The organism is Polaromonas sp. AET17H-212, assembly GCF_002379085.1.
Taxonomy (GTDB): domain Bacteria; phylum Pseudomonadota; class Gammaproteobacteria; order Burkholderiales; family Burkholderiaceae_C; genus Polaromonas.
In genome coordinates this window covers 64,008-79,737 of sequence record NZ_NBZW01000011.1, presented here as the reverse complement: position 1 = coordinate 79,737, position 15,730 = coordinate 64,008, and the positions used below count along the sequence as shown (strand labels likewise).

18 protein-coding genes are annotated in these 15,730 nt (G+C 65.0%); 13 read left to right on the top strand and 5 right to left on the bottom strand.

The genetic code is table 11. The features are described 5' to 3' along the window. Positions 1-8 precede the first annotated feature (8 nt). The 7 genes from B7G53_RS10790 to B7G53_RS10760 all read left to right on the top strand — a co-directional run bounded on the left by B7G53_RS10790 (position 9) and on the right by B7G53_RS10760 (position 5,966). Positions 9-695, top strand: a complete 687-nt coding sequence (locus tag B7G53_RS10790) for an SDR family oxidoreductase (RefSeq protein ID WP_096667436.1) — start codon at positions 9-11, stop codon at positions 693-695. Between the two features lie 6 nt (positions 696-701). Then, complete coding sequence (locus tag B7G53_RS10785) at positions 702-1,832, top strand: acyl-CoA dehydrogenase family protein (protein WP_096667434.1); 1,131 nt, start codon at positions 702-704, stop codon at positions 1,830-1,832. A gap of 16 nt (positions 1,833-1,848) precedes the next feature. Continuing rightward, positions 1,849-2,286, top strand: coding sequence for a rhodanese-like domain-containing protein (locus B7G53_RS10780; protein WP_096667432.1), 438 nt, complete (start codon positions 1,849-1,851; stop codon positions 2,284-2,286). Continuing rightward, positions 2,283-2,681 (top strand): YchJ family metal-binding protein, encoded by a 399-nt coding sequence (locus B7G53_RS10775; RefSeq protein WP_096667521.1) that lies wholly within the window; start codon positions 2,283-2,285, stop codon positions 2,679-2,681. The genes B7G53_RS10780 and B7G53_RS10775 overlap by 4 nt, the downstream gene beginning before the upstream one ends. Before the next feature lie 96 nt (positions 2,682-2,777). After that, positions 2,778-3,446 (top strand): HAD family hydrolase, encoded by a 669-nt coding sequence (locus tag B7G53_RS10770; RefSeq protein WP_096667430.1) that lies wholly within the window; start codon positions 2,778-2,780, stop codon positions 3,444-3,446. 81 nt (positions 3,447-3,527) lie between these two features. After that, the gene (locus tag B7G53_RS10765) at positions 3,528-4,688 is read left to right on the top strand and encodes an aminotransferase class V-fold PLP-dependent enzyme (RefSeq protein WP_096667429.1); all 1,161 of its coding nucleotides are present in this window, start codon (positions 3,528-3,530) and stop codon (positions 4,686-4,688) included. 78 nt (positions 4,689-4,766) lie between these two features. Next, positions 4,767-5,966, top strand: a complete 1,200-nt coding sequence (locus B7G53_RS10760) for a formyltransferase family protein (protein ID WP_096667427.1) — start codon at positions 4,767-4,769, stop codon at positions 5,964-5,966. 193 nt (positions 5,967-6,159) lie between these two features. Here the strand turns inward: B7G53_RS10760 and B7G53_RS10755 are convergent, their stop codons facing one another. Continuing rightward, positions 6,160-7,053, bottom strand: coding sequence for a LysR family transcriptional regulator (locus B7G53_RS10755; RefSeq protein ID WP_176491333.1), 894 nt, complete (start codon positions 7,051-7,053; stop codon positions 6,160-6,162). 107 nt (positions 7,054-7,160) lie between these two features. Here B7G53_RS10755 and B7G53_RS10750 point away from each other — a divergent pair, with 107 nt between their 5' ends. Next, positions 7,161-7,598: a cupin domain-containing protein gene (locus B7G53_RS10750; RefSeq protein ID WP_096667423.1), complete on the top strand. Its 438-nt coding sequence runs from the start codon at positions 7,161-7,163 to the stop codon at positions 7,596-7,598. Between the two features lie 314 nt (positions 7,599-7,912). Then, positions 7,913-8,287: a YciI family protein gene (locus B7G53_RS10745; RefSeq protein WP_096667421.1), complete on the top strand. Its 375-nt coding sequence runs from the start codon at positions 7,913-7,915 to the stop codon at positions 8,285-8,287. A gap of 88 nt (positions 8,288-8,375) precedes the next feature. On the opposite strand, the gene B7G53_RS10740 is transcribed toward B7G53_RS10745, so the two are convergent. After that, the gene (locus tag B7G53_RS10740; RefSeq protein ID WP_141396321.1) at positions 8,376-8,693 is read right to left on the bottom strand and encodes a hypothetical protein; all 318 of its coding nucleotides are present in this window, start codon (positions 8,691-8,693) and stop codon (positions 8,376-8,378) included. A gap of 32 nt (positions 8,694-8,725) precedes the next feature. Between B7G53_RS10740 and B7G53_RS10735 the strand changes: the two genes are divergently transcribed. Both B7G53_RS10735 and B7G53_RS10730 read left to right on the top strand, forming a co-directional pair. Then, positions 8,726-8,905 (top strand): YciI family protein, encoded by a 180-nt coding sequence (locus B7G53_RS10735; RefSeq protein WP_096667418.1) that lies wholly within the window; start codon positions 8,726-8,728, stop codon positions 8,903-8,905. A 28-nt stretch (positions 8,906-8,933) separates the two neighbouring features. Continuing rightward, complete coding sequence (locus tag B7G53_RS10730; protein WP_096667416.1) at positions 8,934-9,704, top strand: DUF4344 domain-containing metallopeptidase; 771 nt, start codon at positions 8,934-8,936, stop codon at positions 9,702-9,704. A gap of 106 nt (positions 9,705-9,810) precedes the next feature. Here the strand turns inward: B7G53_RS10730 and B7G53_RS10725 are convergent, their stop codons facing one another. Further along, positions 9,811-10,629, bottom strand: coding sequence for a hypothetical protein (locus B7G53_RS10725; RefSeq protein WP_096667414.1), 819 nt, complete (start codon positions 10,627-10,629; stop codon positions 9,811-9,813). A 145-nt stretch (positions 10,630-10,774) separates the two neighbouring features. On the opposite strand from B7G53_RS10725, the gene B7G53_RS10720 reads away from it, so the two are divergent. Continuing rightward, positions 10,775-12,340, top strand: coding sequence for an acyl-CoA synthetase (locus tag B7G53_RS10720; RefSeq protein WP_096667412.1), 1,566 nt, complete (start codon positions 10,775-10,777; stop codon positions 12,338-12,340). Between the two features lie 61 nt (positions 12,341-12,401). Then, complete coding sequence (locus B7G53_RS10715) at positions 12,402-13,583, top strand: zinc-binding dehydrogenase (RefSeq protein WP_096667410.1); 1,182 nt, start codon at positions 12,402-12,404, stop codon at positions 13,581-13,583. Positions 13,584-13,792: 209 nt separating this feature from the next. Here B7G53_RS10715 and B7G53_RS10710 read toward each other — a convergent pair whose 3' ends face one another. Continuing rightward, entirely contained in the window at positions 13,793-14,167 is a 375-nt protein-coding gene (locus tag B7G53_RS10710; protein WP_096667408.1) for an RNA recognition motif domain-containing protein, read from the bottom strand. 422 nt (positions 14,168-14,589) lie between these two features. Then, positions 14,590-15,639: an AraC family transcriptional regulator gene (locus B7G53_RS10705; protein WP_096667406.1), complete on the bottom strand. Its 1,050-nt coding sequence runs from the start codon at positions 15,637-15,639 to the stop codon at positions 14,590-14,592. Positions 15,640-15,730: the final 91 nt, after the last annotated feature.

Sequence of the window (15,730 nt, the reverse complement as noted above, 5' to 3'; positions counted from 1 at the left end):
GACCTGACATGAGCACGGTGCTCGTCATCGGCGCCTCGCGCGGCATCGGGCTGGAGTTTGTGCGCCAGTACGTGGCCGACGGCGCGAAAGTCATTGCCACGGCACGCGACGACGCGGGGCTGCAGCGCCTGAAAGCGCTGGGCGCCAAAGCCCTGCGCGTCGACGTGGCCCAGCCGGCCAGCATCAGCGGCCTGGCCTGGATGCTGGACGGCGAGGAGATCGACCTGGCGCTCTACGTCGCCGGTGTCTTTCCCCCCGGTGATGCGCTGGCGCCGCCCACGCGCGAGGTCTTCGACCAGGCCATGCACACCAATGTGCTGGGCGCGATGCAGGCCATTCCGCAGGTGGCGCCCCTGGTCGAAGCGGCCAGGTCGGGGGGCGGCGGCAAGGGCCGCTTTGTTTTCATCAGCAGCGCGATGGCGAAAATTGACGGCGTTGAAAACAGCCGCGGCTGGGTTTACCGCGCCAGCAAGGCCGCCCTGAACATGGCGGTCGCCTCGGCGCAGCACGACTACCCCGGCGCCATCCTGGTTGCCCTGTCGCCGGGCTGGGTGCAGACCGACATGGGCGGCGCGGGCGCCCCGTTGACGGTGGCGCAAAGCGTCGCCAGCATGCGGCAGACGATCTCGGGCCTGGGCCCCCAACACAAAGGCGCGTTCCTCGACCACGACGGTTCGCGTTTTGCCACCTGGTAAACAGACATGATCTTGACGCAGGACCAGCAGATGATCCGCGACGCAGTGCGCGATTTTGCGCAACGGGAGCTCTGGCCCCACGCCGCGAAGTGGGACAAGGCGCACCACTTCCCGAAAGAAGCGCACCAAGGCCTGGCGGCGCTGGGTGCTTACGGTATCTGCGTGCCCGAAGCGTTGGGCGGCGCCAACCTCGACTACCTGACGCTCGCGCTGGTGATCGAGGAAATCGCCGCCGGCGACGGCGGCACCAGCACGGCCATCAGTGTGACCAACTGCCCGGTCAACGCCATCCTTTTGCGTTACGGCAATGCCGCGCAGAAAAAGCAGTGGCTGACACCGCTGGCGCAGGGCCAGATGCTGGGCGTGTTCTGCCTGACCGAGCCGCATGTGGGCAGCGACGCCTCGTCGCTGCGCACCACCGCGGTGAAAGAGGGTGACGAGTACGTGATCAACGGCGTCAAGCAGTTCATCACCAGCGGCAAGAACGGCCACGCGGCCGTGGTCATTGCGGTCACCGACAAGGGCTCCGGCAAAAAAGGCATGAGCGCCTTCATGGTGCCCACCGACGCGCCCGGTTACATCGTGGCGCGCCTTGAAGACAAGCTGGGCCAGAACTCCAGCGACACGGCGCAGATCAACTTCGACAACTGCCGCATCCCGGCCGACAACCTGATTGGCGCCGAGGGCGAGGGCTACAAGATCGCGCTGGGTGCGCTCGAAGGCGGGCGCATCGGCATTGCCGCGCAGAGCGTGGGCATGGCGCGCAGCGCGTTTGAATTCGCCGTTCAATATGCCAAGGAGCGCCAGAGCTTCGGAACCGCCATCTTCAACCACCAGGCGGTCGGTTTCCGGCTGGCCGACTGCGCCACGAAACTCGAAGCCGCACGCCAGCTGATCTGGCACGCCGCCAGCCTGCGCGACGCCGGCCTGCCCTGCCTGAAGGAAGCGGCGATGGCCAAACTCTTCGCCAGCGAAATGGCCGAGCAGGTTTGCAGCGCCGCCATCCAGACCCTGGGCGGCTACGGCTATGTCAGCGACTTCCCGGTGGAGCGCATCTACCGCGACGTGCGCGTCTGCCAGATCTACGAAGGCACGTCCGACGTGCAGAAAATCATCATCCAGCGCGCGCTGGCCTGAACAGGAGACAAAACCCATGCCCATCACCAAAGGATTCCGCGCCCTCGTCGATGAGGCCATGGCGCAGGTCACCACCTATTCGGTGGCCGAGGCCCAGGCCAAACTCGCCGACCCGCGGGTGCAGATCGTCGACATCCGCGACGTGCGCGAGCTGGAGCGCGAAGGCACGGTGCCGGGCGCCCTGCTGGCGCCGCGCGGCATGCTGGAGTTCTGGGTGGACCCGGCCTCGCCCTATTTCAAGCCGGTGTTTGGCGACGAGGGCAAGCAGTTCATCCTGTTCTGCGGCGCCGGCTGGCGCAGCGCACTGGCCACCAAGACGCTGCAGGACATGGGCATGACCAATGTGGCCCACATCGACGGCGGCTTTGCCGAGTGGAAAAAGCAGGGCGCCCCGCTGGAAACCCTGGAAGCGCACAAGCAGGCCCACGCGGCGCGCCAGCCTGCCAAGGGCTGACGTTGGCTGCCTGCCCCTGCGGCCGGGCCGATGCGCGCGGCCGGCCGCTGGCCTATGCCGCCTGCTGCGGTCGTTACCTGGCGCACGACACGCCGGCGCCCGATGCCGAGGCGCTGATGCGCTCGCGCTACACCGCCTTTGTGCGCGAACGCGCCGACTACCTGCTCGCCACCTGGCACGCCAGCCGCCGCCCGTCCGGCATCGAGTTCGACCCCGGCGTGAAGTGGCTGGGGCTGGACGTGCGCCAGCACCGGCTGCTGGACGACAGCCACGCCGAAGTTGAATTTGTCGCCCGCCAGAAAAGCCCGGGCAGCCCGGCCGTGCGCCTGCACGAGCGCAGCCGCTTCGTGCGCGAAGCCGGCCGTTGGTACTATGTGGACGGCGACCAGCTGTAGCGCCTGAAGTTTTTGCATGAAAAAGGCCTTAGACCCTTGTTCTGTCTGCGCTGGTAGCTACTAAATTCATAGCATTTTGAAGAGAGATCACCCGTGTTGAAATTCGAAGCCGTGTTGTTTGACTGTGACGGCGTGCTGGTCGACAGCGAGCCCATCACCAACGGCGTGTTGCGCGACATGCTGGAAGAAGCCGGCTGGAAGCTCAGCGCCGCCGAGTGCATGCGCCTGTTCATCGGCAAGGCCGTCAAGGACGAGATCGCCGTCATCGAGGCCAACACCGGCCAGCCGCTGACCGAGCAGTGGCTGCACGAGTTTCGCGGCCGGCGCAACGAGGCGCTGGTCGAAGGCCTGCTGCCGATTCGCGGCGCCGTCGAAGCCGTGGCGCAGATCCACACCCTGTACGAAGGTCGCATTGCCTGCGCCTCCGGCGCCGACCGCTTCAAGGTCGAGCTGCAGCTGGAAAAGTGCGGCCTCATGCCCAGCTTCCAGGGCCGCATCTTCAGCGGGCACGAGATGCCGCGCTCCAAACCCGCGCCCGATGTCTACCTGGCCGCCGCCGCGGCGCTGGGCATCGCCCCGCACCGCTGCGCGGTGGTGGAAGACACCGTGGCCGGCGTCACCTCCGGCGTGGCCGCCGGCGCCACCGTGTTTGGCTACAGCCCGCCCGAAGCCGGGCACGACGCCCCCGAGGCCTTGCGGCAGGCCGGCGCCATGGCCATCTTTACCGACATGGCGGTGCTGTCCAACCTGCTCGCGGCCAGATAACAACCGGCCGGCGGCAGGGGAAGGGCGGGCAGTGCTAAGCTGCTGGGCCCAAACTGTTTCAACCACCCCCGAGAAAACCCTATGCCCGGATTGCTGCCCCAAGTTGACCCTGATGGCCTGCTCGAATTTTCGGTGGTCTACACCGACCGCGCGCTCAACCACATGTCCAAAAGCTTCCAGGGCGTGATGACCGACATCTCCAGCATCCTGAAGGAGGTGTACAACGCGCCTTCCGCGGCGCTGGTGCCCGGCAGCGGCACTTACGGCATGGAAGCCGTGGCACGCCAGTTTGCCGCCGGCAAACACGTCATGGTCATCCGCAACGGCTGGTTCAGCTACCGCTGGACGCAGATCTTCGACATGGGAAGCCTCCCCGCCTCGTCCACCGTGCTCAAGGCGCGCCAGACCAGCCAGGGCGCGCAAGCCCCCTGGGCGCCCGCGCCCATTGCCGAGGTGCAGGCCGCCATCGCCAGGGAAAAACCGGCCGTGGTGTTTGCCCCGCATGTTGAAACCGCCTCCGGCATGATCCTGCCCGACAGTTACCTGTTGGCCGTGGCCGAAGCCGTGCACGCCGTGGGCGGCCTCTTCGTGCTCGACTGCATCGCCTCCGGCGCCATGTGGGTGGACATGAAAGCCACCGGTGTGGACGTGCTGATCTCGGCCCCGCAAAAAGGCTGGAGCAGCTCACCCTGCTGCGCCATGGTCATGCTCAGCGAGCGTGCTCGCACCGCCATCGAAGGCACCACCAGCTCCAGCTTTGCCTGCGACCTGAAGAAGTGGCTGCAGATCATGGAAACCTACGAAAAAGGCGGCCACGCCTACCACGCCACCTTGCCCACCGACGCCCTCACGCGCCTGCGCGCCGCCATGAAGGAAACCCAGGCCTACGGGTTTGCGAAAGTCAAGGCCGAGCAGGAAGCCTTGGGGCAAAAGGTGCGCCAGCTGTTCGAAAGCCGCGGCCTGCCCAGCGTGGCGGCCGAAGGTTTCAAGGCGCCCGGCGTGCTCGTCAGCTACACGACGGATCCGGACATCCAGTCCGGCAAGAAGTTTCTGGAGCAGGGTTTGCAAACCGCAGCCGGCGTGCCGCTGCAGTGCGACGAAGGCGCCGACTTCAAGACCTTCCGCATCGGCCTGTTCGGGCTGGAGAAGTGGCACCAGGCCGACCGCACGGTCGGCCAGCTCGCTGCCGCGTTGGACCGCATTGGCCTCAAGGCGCCGGTGGCCGAAACGGTGGCCGGCTGAAGCCGCCTCGCTCCGGCTTTTTCCTTTTTCTCCCTTTCCCTCCCTTTTCCATTTTTAATCTGAAGAAGAGATGTGCCCATGAAATGCGCATTGGTAGGTTCCCGTTTTTTCGCTGCTTCGGTTTTTGAGGCGCTGCGCAAGGAAGAAGGCATAGAGTTCACCAGCATCGTCGCTCCGGCGGCCGATGACCGGCTCGCGCTGGCGGCGCAGGCGGCAGGCATTGCGGTGCATGTGCTCGCTAATCCCAAGATCGTGCCGGGCGAAGCCATTGCCGAAGGCACCGAGCTCATCATCGCCGCGCACACGCACGCACGGGTGAGCGACGAGGCGCTGGCGCGTTCGCGCCTGGGCGGCATCGGCTACCACCCCTCGTTGCTGCCGCGGCACCGCGGCATTGCCGCCGTCGAATGGACCATCCTCGAAGGCGACGCCATCGCCGGCGGATCGATCTACCACCTGGCCGACGGCTGGGACGCCGGCGCCATCGCCGCGCAGGACTGGTGTTTTGTCAAAAAGGGCGAAACCGCGCGCGAGCTGTGGGAGCGCGCCCTTGCGCCCATGGGCCTGGCCCTGCTGAGCAAGGTCGTCCATCATGCGCGGCTGCAGGGCTCGGTGCCGGCCTATCCGCAGGACCCGCACTTCGCCACCCGCGCACCGATGATCCGCCGGGCTGTCGTGCTGACCGAGGAGGCTTCGCCGACCACCACCTCGCTGGTGGTCTCCATCGTCGGCGGCGACCGCCAGGGCATCGTCAGTTCGTTGGCGGAGCGCGCGCAGCGTTTCGGCGCCAACTGGGCAGCCAGCCGCATGACCCGCCTGGCCGGCGAATTTGCCGGCATGATTCATTTCGAGGTGCCGCGCGAGAATGCCGATGCGCTCGCCGCCGCGCTGCGCGGGCTGGAGTCCAGCGGCCTGCAGGTGGTCGTTGCCCGCAGCAACGGCGCCAACGTACCCCCCTCGCTGCGCGTGGTGGAGCTGGAGCTGGTCGGCGAAGACCGGGTGGGCATCGTCAGCAACCTGACGAAGATGCTGGCCGGGCGCGGCATCAGCATCGAGAACATCCACACCGACATCGTCCGCAGCGGCGTGTCGGGCAAGCAGACCTTCAAGGTCGAAGCGCACCTGCTGGTGCCGGCCGCCCTGTCCATCGAGGCTTTGCGGCATGAAGTCGGCACCCTGGCCAGCGAAATGATGGTCGATATCGCTTTGGGTGAGCGCCAGGTCGAAAGCCAGACGCCCGGCCACGCTGCAACCGCCGGGGTGCCTGCGCAGTCCTGATCGCTCCGCCGGCTCCGGCGTCCTTCCCCCTCTCCCCTGGGAGCGCGCAGGGGTGAGGGCACCCTCGCCGCCAAAAACAGAGTCAAATCGGCCCGCAGCCATTGTGTAACGGGCGTAAGTTGCTATCAGTTTTGTAGTATCTGCGCTTCCCGCCTTCACCGTCAGGGCAAAGCCGCACGCGCCGGGGCAGTACTCAGCCCGTCAGGATGGGGCGCAGCGTGTCCATCTCGCTGGCCATGAAGTCAAAGAAGGCCGACACCCGCGGCGTGCGCCGCAGCTGGCGCGTGGTCAGCAGGCGCCAGATGCGCGTCAGCTCGGGCACCGGGCCCAGCACCCGCACCAGGTCGGGTTCGGCATCACCCAGCGCCGTCGGCAGCGCGGCCAGGCCCATATTCGCCTTTGCCAGCTGAACCAGGCCCAGCACGCTGCCGCTGGTGGCCGCGAGGCGTGTACCCGGCGCCACCTGGCGCAGCCACTGCGTCGCGCGGTGTTTGCCCATGCTTTCGTCAAAACCTGTCCAGGCGTGCTGCGCCAGCTCTTCCGTGCGCGCCGGGCTGCCGTGGCGCGCCAGGTAGCCGCGGCCCCCGTACACCGCCCACAGCGAATCGGCCACCTTGCGGCCGATGAGCTGGTTGTCCACGGTGTCGCCCGAGCGCAGCGCCACGTCGGCTTCGCCCTGGCCCAGGTCCACGTAATGGTCGCTCACGACAAACTCCACGTGCAGGCCGGGGTGCCGTGCCTGCAGGCGCTCCAGCAAGGGGGAGCGGGTGATGCGTGCCACCAGCGGTTCCGGGCAGGTCAGGCGGATGACGCCGTTCAGCTCACGCGCGGAAGACTGCACGACGTTCTGTAGGGCCAGCATCTGCTGCTCCACCCGCTGCGCATGGGGCAACAGCTGCTGGCCGTAAGCGGTCAGCCGGTAGCCACTGGGGTGGCGCTCTACCAGGGGCTGGCCAATGCGCTGTTCAAGCCGGGTGATGCGCCGCTGCACGGTGGACTGGTCGGTGTTCAGCGCGCGGCCTGCGGCGGTGGTGCTGCCATGACGCGCCACTGCCAGGAAATGCTTGAGGTCGTCCCAATCGAACATGTGCGCTCCGCGTCGGTGCGGCCCCATTATGCAGTTCTGCGGCTGGCGCAGGGCCGGGCCGTTGCCTAAACTGGCCGCATGTCTCCCCCTTGTTGAAAGGACTTGCCATGAACCCACGCCATGAACCCACACGCCCCGCCCGCCGCGCCGGCCTGGCCTTGCTGCTGGGCGCCGCCTTCTGCGTGCCCACGGCCCATGCCCAGGGCCCCGGCCTGGCCGCGCCCCAGCTGGTGCTGAAAGAAAACGTGCTGCAGATGCCCAAGGGCGACACGCAGGAAGTCAGGGTGATGACCGCCGCCTTCAAGCCGGGCGACAGGACGGTGTTCCACACCCACCGCTCCCCGGTGACGGTGTACGTGCTCGAAGGCCAGTTCACGCTGGACCTGGAGGGCCGGGCGCCGGTGGTCCTCAGCGCCGGCCAGGCGTTTGTCGAACCACCCAACGTGAAAATGACCGGCTACAACAAGAGCGCCACCGACCCGCTGCGGGTGGTTATCTTTTACGTGAGCGACCCCAACACGCCGTTTCTGGACCCGGCCCACTGAGCGGCCGCAGCCGCGGGGCCTGGTGGCGGTGACCGGCTTCAGCGAGGCGTGAAAGGGCTGGCGGGCGAAACTTGTGCATCAAATCGACCGCCAGCCCTTGTGTAACGGACGCAAGAAGCTATGAAAACAGTAGCAACAGCGACGGCCTGATCCAGTCGCCGGGGCAGCGGCTGGCGGCAGCGCAGCTTGGCCTTCCGCAGAAAAGGCGCCCTGAGGAGAGTTTTGTTTGACTGCCTGGGGGCGATGTGTCGAAATGGGGATTCTCCGTTCGTCGTGCAGGTGTGACCATCAACCATCGACCCAAGGACCTCCCCATGAAATACCTCTGCCTCGCTTACTACAACCCCGAGAAATTCGCCGCCATGGCGCCCGCCGACGTGCAGGCCCTGGTGAGCCAATGCCCGGCCAAAGACGCCGAACTCAAGAAAACCGGCCGCCTGGTGGTCAGCGCCTCCCTCGACGGCCCGCAGGCCGCGTTTGCGCTGCGCCCGCGCGGTGGCAAGACGCAGCTGACCGACGGGCCTTATGCCGAAGCCAAGGAGATGGTCGGTGGCTTCTTCATCATTGAAGCGGCGGATAAAGACGAGGCGGTGCGGGTGGCTTCGCTGCATCCGGCGGCGACGCTGGGGGAGAGTGTGGGGTGGGCGGTTGAGGTGCACCCGATTGGGTTTTTTGAGCAGACCCGCTGAACAGGACGAGAAGACGCTGCAGCGCGATGGAGCAGCAAGAAGTTGCGCGCGTACCGATCGGGGCGTTTAAAGCCGGAAGCTACCAATATCACCAAAATTGCACGACCAGCAATACCAGAAACGCGACAAACAATAGCAGTGGAAGCAAAGTAGCCGCGCGCAGCAAGGTGCTGCTTGCTTCAATGCTTCTAAGGTCTAGCGCGCCCGCCTTCTCTCGTAGAAGCGTGGACGCATACATGCCAGCAAGCGAAACAGCAATGGATCCGCCAAATACGTTCCAGTTAGTAGCGTCAGAATTTACCAAGGCGAAGAAAGCCAACATGAAGATACACATCACAAGGGATAGTTTGCTAGACCTGTGTAACGGCTGGTTGGCCAAAACTTGCGTGGGGTTTTGTAGGTTCATTGCCAAACTCCTGCCTCAAGGTTGACTAACTAATGGCAGCGATTATGAATCCAGCGCGCCGCCCAAATGCCCCGCGCAATGGCAAGCCGCAGGTGACCGACGGGCCTTATGCCGAGGCCGAGGAGCTGGTGGGCGGGTTCTTCATCATTGAGGCCGCTGATCGGGAAGGTGCGGTGCAGATAGCATCTGGCGGGTGCCGATATTGTTATTAATTGTAGTAATCCTGTGATACTGCTCACAATGACTAACCTCCTCCGTCTCATCTTTTTGCTGGCTTGGGCTGGGTCGGCTACAGCGCAAAGCGTTTCAGCGACGTACCAACCGATTCCGCAAATTCGCAGCCCCGAACTACGGCAACTGCAGATTGATTGGAGAAGTAATCGGCTTCTTGAGGGGATGGCCGAACAGCTTTCTCGCCAGTTCACTTTGAGCCAGCCGCTGAAGATTGGTCTTGGCGAGTGCGGCATGTCTAATGCCTTCTACAAGTCAGACGCGAAAATCATTGTTCTTTGTCTTGAACTGATCCCAGACCTTGTGAGCCGCATATTGCGAGAGCAAGGTACGCGCTTAGATCGCGAGACTATCAACAACATCGTTGTGGGGGCACTTGTGTTCATCGTCTTCCACGAACTCGGGCACGCAATTATCGATATCGAGAGCCTACCGGTTCTCGGGCGTAACGAAGATGCTGCCGACATGATCTCCACCTACTTGATTCTTCAAGAGCCCGCCTTAGCCGAGAGGGGCGTAGCCGGGGGGCTTTTCTTTTTTAGCAAGCCAACTTCGTTGATTCCTGGATTTTTCAACCAGCAGCACATGTCGGACGAGCACGGACTGAATCCGCAACGAGCAGTCAATCTCGCCTGCGCCGCTTATGGAAAAGAACCTAGCCGCTTTGTATGGGCGATGCAGGCTGCCCGTGTTACGAACCAGCGTGCAAGTCGCTGTGCAGGGGAATATGCACAGTTAGACCGCTCCGTTCGCGGGCTACTGCGCAACGTAATCCGGTAAATCGTCCTGGAGGTGACCGCGGGCAATGCTCAAGGAGGGCAGTCAACCCACCGGACGGTTCTCACCGGGCAGCAATGGCAGCAGCGCGCGATGATCGCGCCAATGTTCAAGGCTTGAAATACTCCTGCACCGTCTCCCAAGCCACCGTCTGCAGATGTTTCGCAATCGCCGGGTCCAGGCCTGCCGTGTACTTCAGGTCCACCGGTGAAGCCCTGAACAGGGTCGCATAGGTGGTGCAGGCGGCCAGGTAGCTGCCGGCCACGCTGGGGTGGCGCAGGTCGGCGACGTACAAATTCAGATCGGGCATTTTGGCGATCGACTTGCCGAAGGCCAGGCCCGCGGGAATGACCAGCGCGTTGTTGTCGTTGCCGGCCTGGGTGTAGGCCTCGGCGAGTTCAGCCGTCATGGCCGGCACATCCTTGTACGCCCACGACATGAAGAACACCGGCTTGGCGCCATGTTTGCGCACGGTGTCGGCGTGTTTCTTGGCGTATTCATGGAACAGGGGCTTGAGCTGCGGGTGCAGCGGGCACTGGCTGCAGTCCATCATGATCGCCAGGTCGAACAAACGGTCCAGCTTGTTGAAGCTGACGATGTTGTTGGCGCCAAACGAATACGAGCCGACGGCGCTGGGGCGGAAATAGCTTTCCACGTCGTGCCAGTTCATGCCCGAGCCGCTGATGGTGGCCGAGCTGGCGCGGTGCCTAAAGCCGGGCTGGCCTTCACGGATCAGTTGCCCCACATGGTTGTGCAGGCTGTTGTTGTAATAAAAGAAGCTGTTGCCGATGTAGATGGCCGAGGCGGGCTTGTCGCCGGCGTCCGTCACCCTGGGTTTGGTCTGGGCCAGCGCGCCGGTGGCAGCGACCAAGAGAACGGCGAGGCCGAGGGCGGCGGACAACAGGGGTTTGATCACGAGGTGGCGCATGGTTGTCTCCTGGGGCTTTTTGTGTCTGGCGAGTCTAGTGGACTTGCGGCGCGGCGTCATGCCCTTTTCTGCGCAAGCCCGGGCCACTGCAGAAGAGGCCTTTCTGGATGGATACTTGGGCCTGAGTCAAAAAAATGGAGACACCATGAACCCCGCCATCCGCCGGCAAACGATTGCCGACCTGCTGCACCGCACCGCCAAGCGTTACCCCCACAAAACCGGCCTGATTTGCGGCGACACGCGCTGGACCTTTGCCGAGTTTGACGCGGTGGTGGACCGCGTGGCGGCCGGGCTCGCTGGCCTGGGCGTGGGCCATGCGAGCCGGGTGGCCGTGCTGGCGCGCAACTCGCACGGGTTTGCGGCCATGCGGTTTGCGCTGGCGCGGCTGGGCGCGGTGCTGGTGCCGATCAACTTCATGCTCAAGGCCGAAGAGGTGGCCTTCATCCTGCGCCATGCCGAGGCGCAGATGCTGGCCACCGACTCGGGCCTGGCCGAGCTGGCCCGCAGCGCCGCGGCGCTGGACACGGCCGTCACGCAGTTTGTCTGGCTGCCTTCGGAAGACGCCACGCCGCCGGTGGCGGGCATGGTTTCGTTCGACGACCTGGCCGCCACCCGGGGCACGCCGCCCGAGGCGGCGCTGGGCAGCACCGACCTGGCGCAGATTGTTTACACCAGCGGCACCGAGTCCATGCCCAAGGGCGCGATGCTGACGCACGACGCGGTGATCTCGCAGTACGCCAGCTGCGCGGTGGACGCCAGCATTGCCCATGGTGACGTGATGCTGCATGCGCTGCCGCTGTACCACTGCGCGCAGCTTGACGTGTTTTTCGGCCCGGCCATTTATGTGGGCGCCACCAGCATCATCACCGCCAAGCCGACACCGGACAACCTGCTGCCGCTGATGGCGCAGCACCACATCACCTCCTTCTTTGCGCCGCCCACGGTGTGGATCGCGCTGCTGCGCTCGCCGCTGTTCGACGGCACCGACCTGTCCACCCTGCGCAAGGGTTATTACGGCGCGTCCATCATGCCGGTGGAGGTGTTGCGCGAGCTGGCGCGGCGCCTGCCCGACGTGGGCTTCTGGAACCTGTACGGTCAGACCGAAATTGCCCCGCTGGCCACCATGCTGGGCCCCGACGACCAGCTGCGCAAGCCCGGCTCCTGCGGGCGTGCCGTGCTCAATGTGGAAACGCGCGTGGTGGACGACGCCATGCACGACGTGGCAGTGGGCGAGGTCGGTGAGATCGTGCACCGCTCGCCGCACCTGATGCTGGGCTACTTTCGTGACGAGGAGAAAACCAGGGCCGCCTTCCAGGGCGGCTGGTTCCATTCGGGCGACCTGGCCACCATCGACGACGAAGGCTTCATCACCGTGGTGGACCGCAAGAAAGACATGATCAAGACCGGCGGCGAAAACGTGGCCAGCCGCGAGGTGGAAGAAATGATTTACCGCCTGGGCGCCGTGTCCGAAGTGGCGGTGGTCGGCGTGCCGCACCCCAAGTGGGTGGAGGCCGTGGTGGCGGTGATTGTGGTCAAGGCCGGCCAGACGCTGACCGAGCAGCAGGTGCTGGCGCATTGCCAGGAACATATCGCCGGCTTCAAGGCGCCCAAGGCGGTTGTGTTCACTGACGCGCTGCCGAAAAACCCCAGCGGCAAGCTGCTGAAGCGCGATTTGCGCGCGCTTTACCAGGACGTGTTTGCCAGCAACTGATAGAGATAGAGACAGCGACAGAGGCAGAGATAGACATAGATTTTGATCAACGGAGATAACCATGACGACGACAACCACACCCCCCAACCCCACCGGCCTGCAGCTGCAATCCCTCGTCAAACCCGAGGGCGTGCTGGAGATCTCGCTGGTCAGCGTGCCCACGCCCACCCCCGCCGACGATGAAGTGGTGGTGCGCATCGAGGCCACCCCCATCAACCCGTCCGACATCGGCCTGCTGTTCGGCGCGGCCGACATCCGCACCGCCAAGCTGTCGGGAACGGCCAGCCACCCCGTGGTCACCCTGCAGATTCCGCCGGCGGCCATGAAAGCCATGGCCGGCCGCCTGGGCCAGGCGCTGCCCGTGGGCAACGAAGGCGCGGGCGTGGTCGTGGCGGCCGGCAGCGCTCCTGCCGCGCAGGCGCTGCTCGGCAAGACGGTGGCCACGCTGGGCGGCGCCATGTATGCGCAATACCGCTGCGTCAAGGCCAAGCAATGCCTGCTGCTGCCCGAGGGCACCACGCCGGCCGAGGGTGCCTCTTGTTTTGTCAACCCGCTGACGGCGCTGGGTATGGTGGAGACCATGCGCCGCGAGGGCCACACGGCCCTGGTGCACACGGCGGCGGCGTCCAACCTGGGGCAGATGCTCAACCGGATCTGCCTGAAGGACGGCATCGGCCTGGTGAACATCGTGCGCAAGCCGGAACAGGCGGCGCTGCTGAAGTCGCAGGGTGCCCAACATGTGTGCGACGCCTCGGCGCCGACCTTCCTCGAAGACCTGACGCAGGCGCTGGTGGCCACCGGCGCAACCTTGGCCTTTGACGCCACCGGCGGCGGCAAGCTGGCGGGGCAGATTCTCGGCTGCATGGAGGCCGCGCTGAACCGCACGGCCAAGGAATACAGCCGCTACGGCTCCACCACGCACAAGCAGGTTTATATCTACGGCGGCCTGGACACCGGCCCGACCGAGTTCGTCCGCAACTTCGGCATGGCCTGGGGCATGGGCGGCTGGTTGTTGTTCCCCTTCCTGGAGCGCATCGGTCCGGTGGCCGCACAAGCCCTGCGCCAGCGTGTGGCCGACGAACTGAAAACCACCTTTGCCAGCAGCTATTCGAAAGAGATCTCGCTGACCGAGGCGCTGCAACCCGCCGAGATTGCGGTGTACGGCCAGCGCGCCACCGGCACCAAGTACCTGCTCAACCCGAACAAGGGTCTAGTACTGCAACCCGAAAATATCGAAACATGAAAGCGCGTCTTCGCACCCATGGCGGCGTTGCAACCCTTGCGAAGGCGCACAGCCTTCACAGCGGCTTGCGCCTTGCCCTAGGCACGAATCCATCACTTTCATCTTGTTCCGATACTTCCAGGTTGCAGCACTAGCGGGCTGATCCGGCGCCAGGTACAGGCGAAAAAAAACCGGCCCTGAAGCCGGTTTTTTCAATGGAGAAGCAGGGCTTAGTAGCCGCCGCGACCGCCGCCACCACCGTAGCCGCCGCCGCCACCACCACCGTAGCCGCCACCACCGCCGCCGCCGCCTTCGCGACGACCACCACCACCGCCGCCGAAGCCGCCGGTACGTGGCTCCATCGGACGGGCCTCATTGACCACCATGTCACGGCCATCAACGGACTTGCCGTTCATGCCGCTGATGGCTGCCTGGGCTTCTGCGTCGCTGGACATTTCCACAAAGCCGAAGCCCTTGGAACGGCCGCTGTCGCGGTCCATCATGACTTTGGCGGAGGTGATCGCGCCAAATTCAGAGAAGTGTTGTTGCAGGGAATCGTCGTTCACCGAGTAGGAGAGGTTGCCGACGTAAAGTTTCTTGCCCATTTTGGGACCTTTCAAAAATGCCTGCACGTTTGGGATCAAACGCGCGAAGCGGGTGTGACGGTTCTGGTTAGAAAACCGTTCAACGAAATGCACGCTGGCCGAGGGCCGCGTTGTAAGTGGGCAGTGCATCGGGGTGCCACATGGCAATCCGGTACCTGGCCCAGGTCGTGAATTCGGTCGAAATAAGGAAAAATAGGGACCGGGGTGAAGCTCGCCGCTGGGGGAGTTTGACGACCGGGAGGGCCGGAACTATCGGCCAAAGGGTGCGGAGGGGCAGGTATGAAGTGCCGCAGACCGTGTCAGACTGGAGTTGCTGCAAAGGAAAGCTAAATTGCAGCAATGTGGGGATTTTACTCCTGTTTGGGGAAATGGCGTTGGCAGGCCCAAAACCGCTGGGCCGCCGGCGCTGGCCGGCCGGCTCCTCAGCCCGGAAGGCCCTTGCGAAACTCCCCCGGACTCGCGCCCGTCCATGCCCGGAATGCCCGGGTAAAACTCTTTTCGTTCAGGAATCCCACCGCCGCCGCCACCTGCTTGACCGGCTTGTCGCTGCGGTACAGCAGGTCTTTCGCGCGTTCGCAGCGCACCTCGTCTTTCAATTGCTGCAGGGTGGCGTCTTCCTCCTTCAGCTGCCGGTGCAGCGTGCGCGCGGAAATGTTCAGCAGCGCCGCCACGCCATCGGCGTTGTGCGCCTGGTCGGGGTGGGCGGCCAGGGCCTGCCGCACCTGTTGCACCAGCAGCCGGTCGCGGCGGTATTGCAGCACCGTCAGCGGCAGGGCGCGCTGCAGCATGTGCTGCAGGGCTTTCTCGTCGCGCCGCAGGGGCAGGGCGAGGTAGCGCGCGTCGAAACGGAGCTCGGCCTGCGCGGCATCAAAGCGTAGCGGGCCGGGAAACATCAGCGCATAGGCCTCCGTGTGTGGCGGCGCGGGGAAGGGAAAGCGCGCGCCCTGCAGCGGAATGCGGGAGTCGATGTACCAGCAGGCCAGGCCGTGGATGTTGCGCAGCACGTGCACCAGGCAGAACTCGCGCGCGCCCTGGCCATGCCGGGCCAGGTCGGTGCGCTCCTCGATCGTGATGGCGGCGCTGTCGCCGGTGATCACCAGCTTGAGGGCAATGTCGCCCGCCAGCAGGGCGTGGTGGCGGCACCAGCGTTTGAGGGCCACGCCCAGGTCAGGGGCGCTCAGCGAAGCCCGCGCCAGCATGCCGTAGCTGCCCCAGGGCAGTTTTCTGGAGAAGGCCCCCAGGGCTTCGTCGTCGAGCTCCTGCATCGCCGTGCCGGACAGCACCTCCATCTGGCGCGCCGTGATGCGGGCCTCCGGCTGCTGCAGCCGGGATGGCGTGATCTGTGCCAGCTTCAAGGCGTTTGCCGGGCTGCGGCCGTAAAGTTCGTAGGCCGCCACCATCACCCTTGCAAAGGCCATGGGGGTGGCGGCAGCCGGCTGAGCCGGGGCGGCGGGCGGTGAACGAACAGGCATGGGCCAAGTTTGGGGCAAGCTGGCACGATTTGCAACCTGTGTGGCGGCCGCATGGCGGCTTTTGCGCCTAAGCTGCGGTATTGGCGTTAAG

Excerpts from the sequence above, each read along its gene's own strand:
- B7G53_RS10725 (WP_096667414.1), bottom strand. The coding sequence starts at position 10,629 with ATGCGCCACCTCGTGATCAAACCCCTGTTGTCCGCCGCCCTCGGCCTC.
- B7G53_RS10730 (WP_096667416.1), top strand. The coding sequence starts at position 8,934 with ATGACTAACCTCCTCCGTCTCATCTTTTTGCTGGCTTGGGCTGGGTCG.
- B7G53_RS10790 (WP_096667436.1), top strand. The coding sequence starts at position 9 with ATGAGCACGGTGCTCGTCATCGGCGCCTCGCGCGGCATCGGGCTGGAG.
- B7G53_RS10720 (WP_096667412.1), top strand. The coding sequence starts at position 10,775 with ATGAACCCCGCCATCCGCCGGCAAACGATTGCCGACCTGCTGCACCGC.
- B7G53_RS10780 (WP_096667432.1), top strand. The coding sequence starts at position 1,849 with ATGCCCATCACCAAAGGATTCCGCGCCCTCGTCGATGAGGCCATGGCG.
- B7G53_RS10710 (WP_096667408.1), bottom strand. The coding sequence starts at position 14,167 with ATGGGCAAGAAACTTTACGTCGGCAACCTCTCCTACTCGGTGAACGAC.
- B7G53_RS10755 (WP_176491333.1), bottom strand. The coding sequence starts at position 7,053 with ATGTTCGATTGGGACGACCTCAAGCATTTCCTGGCAGTGGCGCGTCAT.
- B7G53_RS10745 (WP_096667421.1), top strand. The coding sequence starts at position 7,913 with ATGAAATACCTCTGCCTCGCTTACTACAACCCCGAGAAATTCGCCGCC.
- B7G53_RS10735 (WP_096667418.1), top strand. The coding sequence starts at position 8,726 with ATGGCAGCGATTATGAATCCAGCGCGCCGCCCAAATGCCCCGCGCAAT.
- B7G53_RS10740 (WP_141396321.1), bottom strand. The coding sequence starts at position 8,693 with ATGAACCTACAAAACCCCACGCAAGTTTTGGCCAACCAGCCGTTACAC.
- B7G53_RS10765 (WP_096667429.1), top strand. The coding sequence starts at position 3,528 with ATGCCCGGATTGCTGCCCCAAGTTGACCCTGATGGCCTGCTCGAATTT.
- B7G53_RS10715 (WP_096667410.1), top strand. The coding sequence starts at position 12,402 with ATGACGACGACAACCACACCCCCCAACCCCACCGGCCTGCAGCTGCAA.
- B7G53_RS10785 (WP_096667434.1), top strand. The coding sequence starts at position 702 with ATGATCTTGACGCAGGACCAGCAGATGATCCGCGACGCAGTGCGCGAT.
- B7G53_RS10750 (WP_096667423.1), top strand. The coding sequence starts at position 7,161 with ATGAACCCACGCCATGAACCCACACGCCCCGCCCGCCGCGCCGGCCTG.
- B7G53_RS10705 (WP_096667406.1), bottom strand. The coding sequence starts at position 15,639 with ATGCCTGTTCGTTCACCGCCCGCCGCCCCGGCTCAGCCGGCTGCCGCC.
- B7G53_RS10760 (WP_096667427.1), top strand. The coding sequence starts at position 4,767 with ATGAAATGCGCATTGGTAGGTTCCCGTTTTTTCGCTGCTTCGGTTTTT.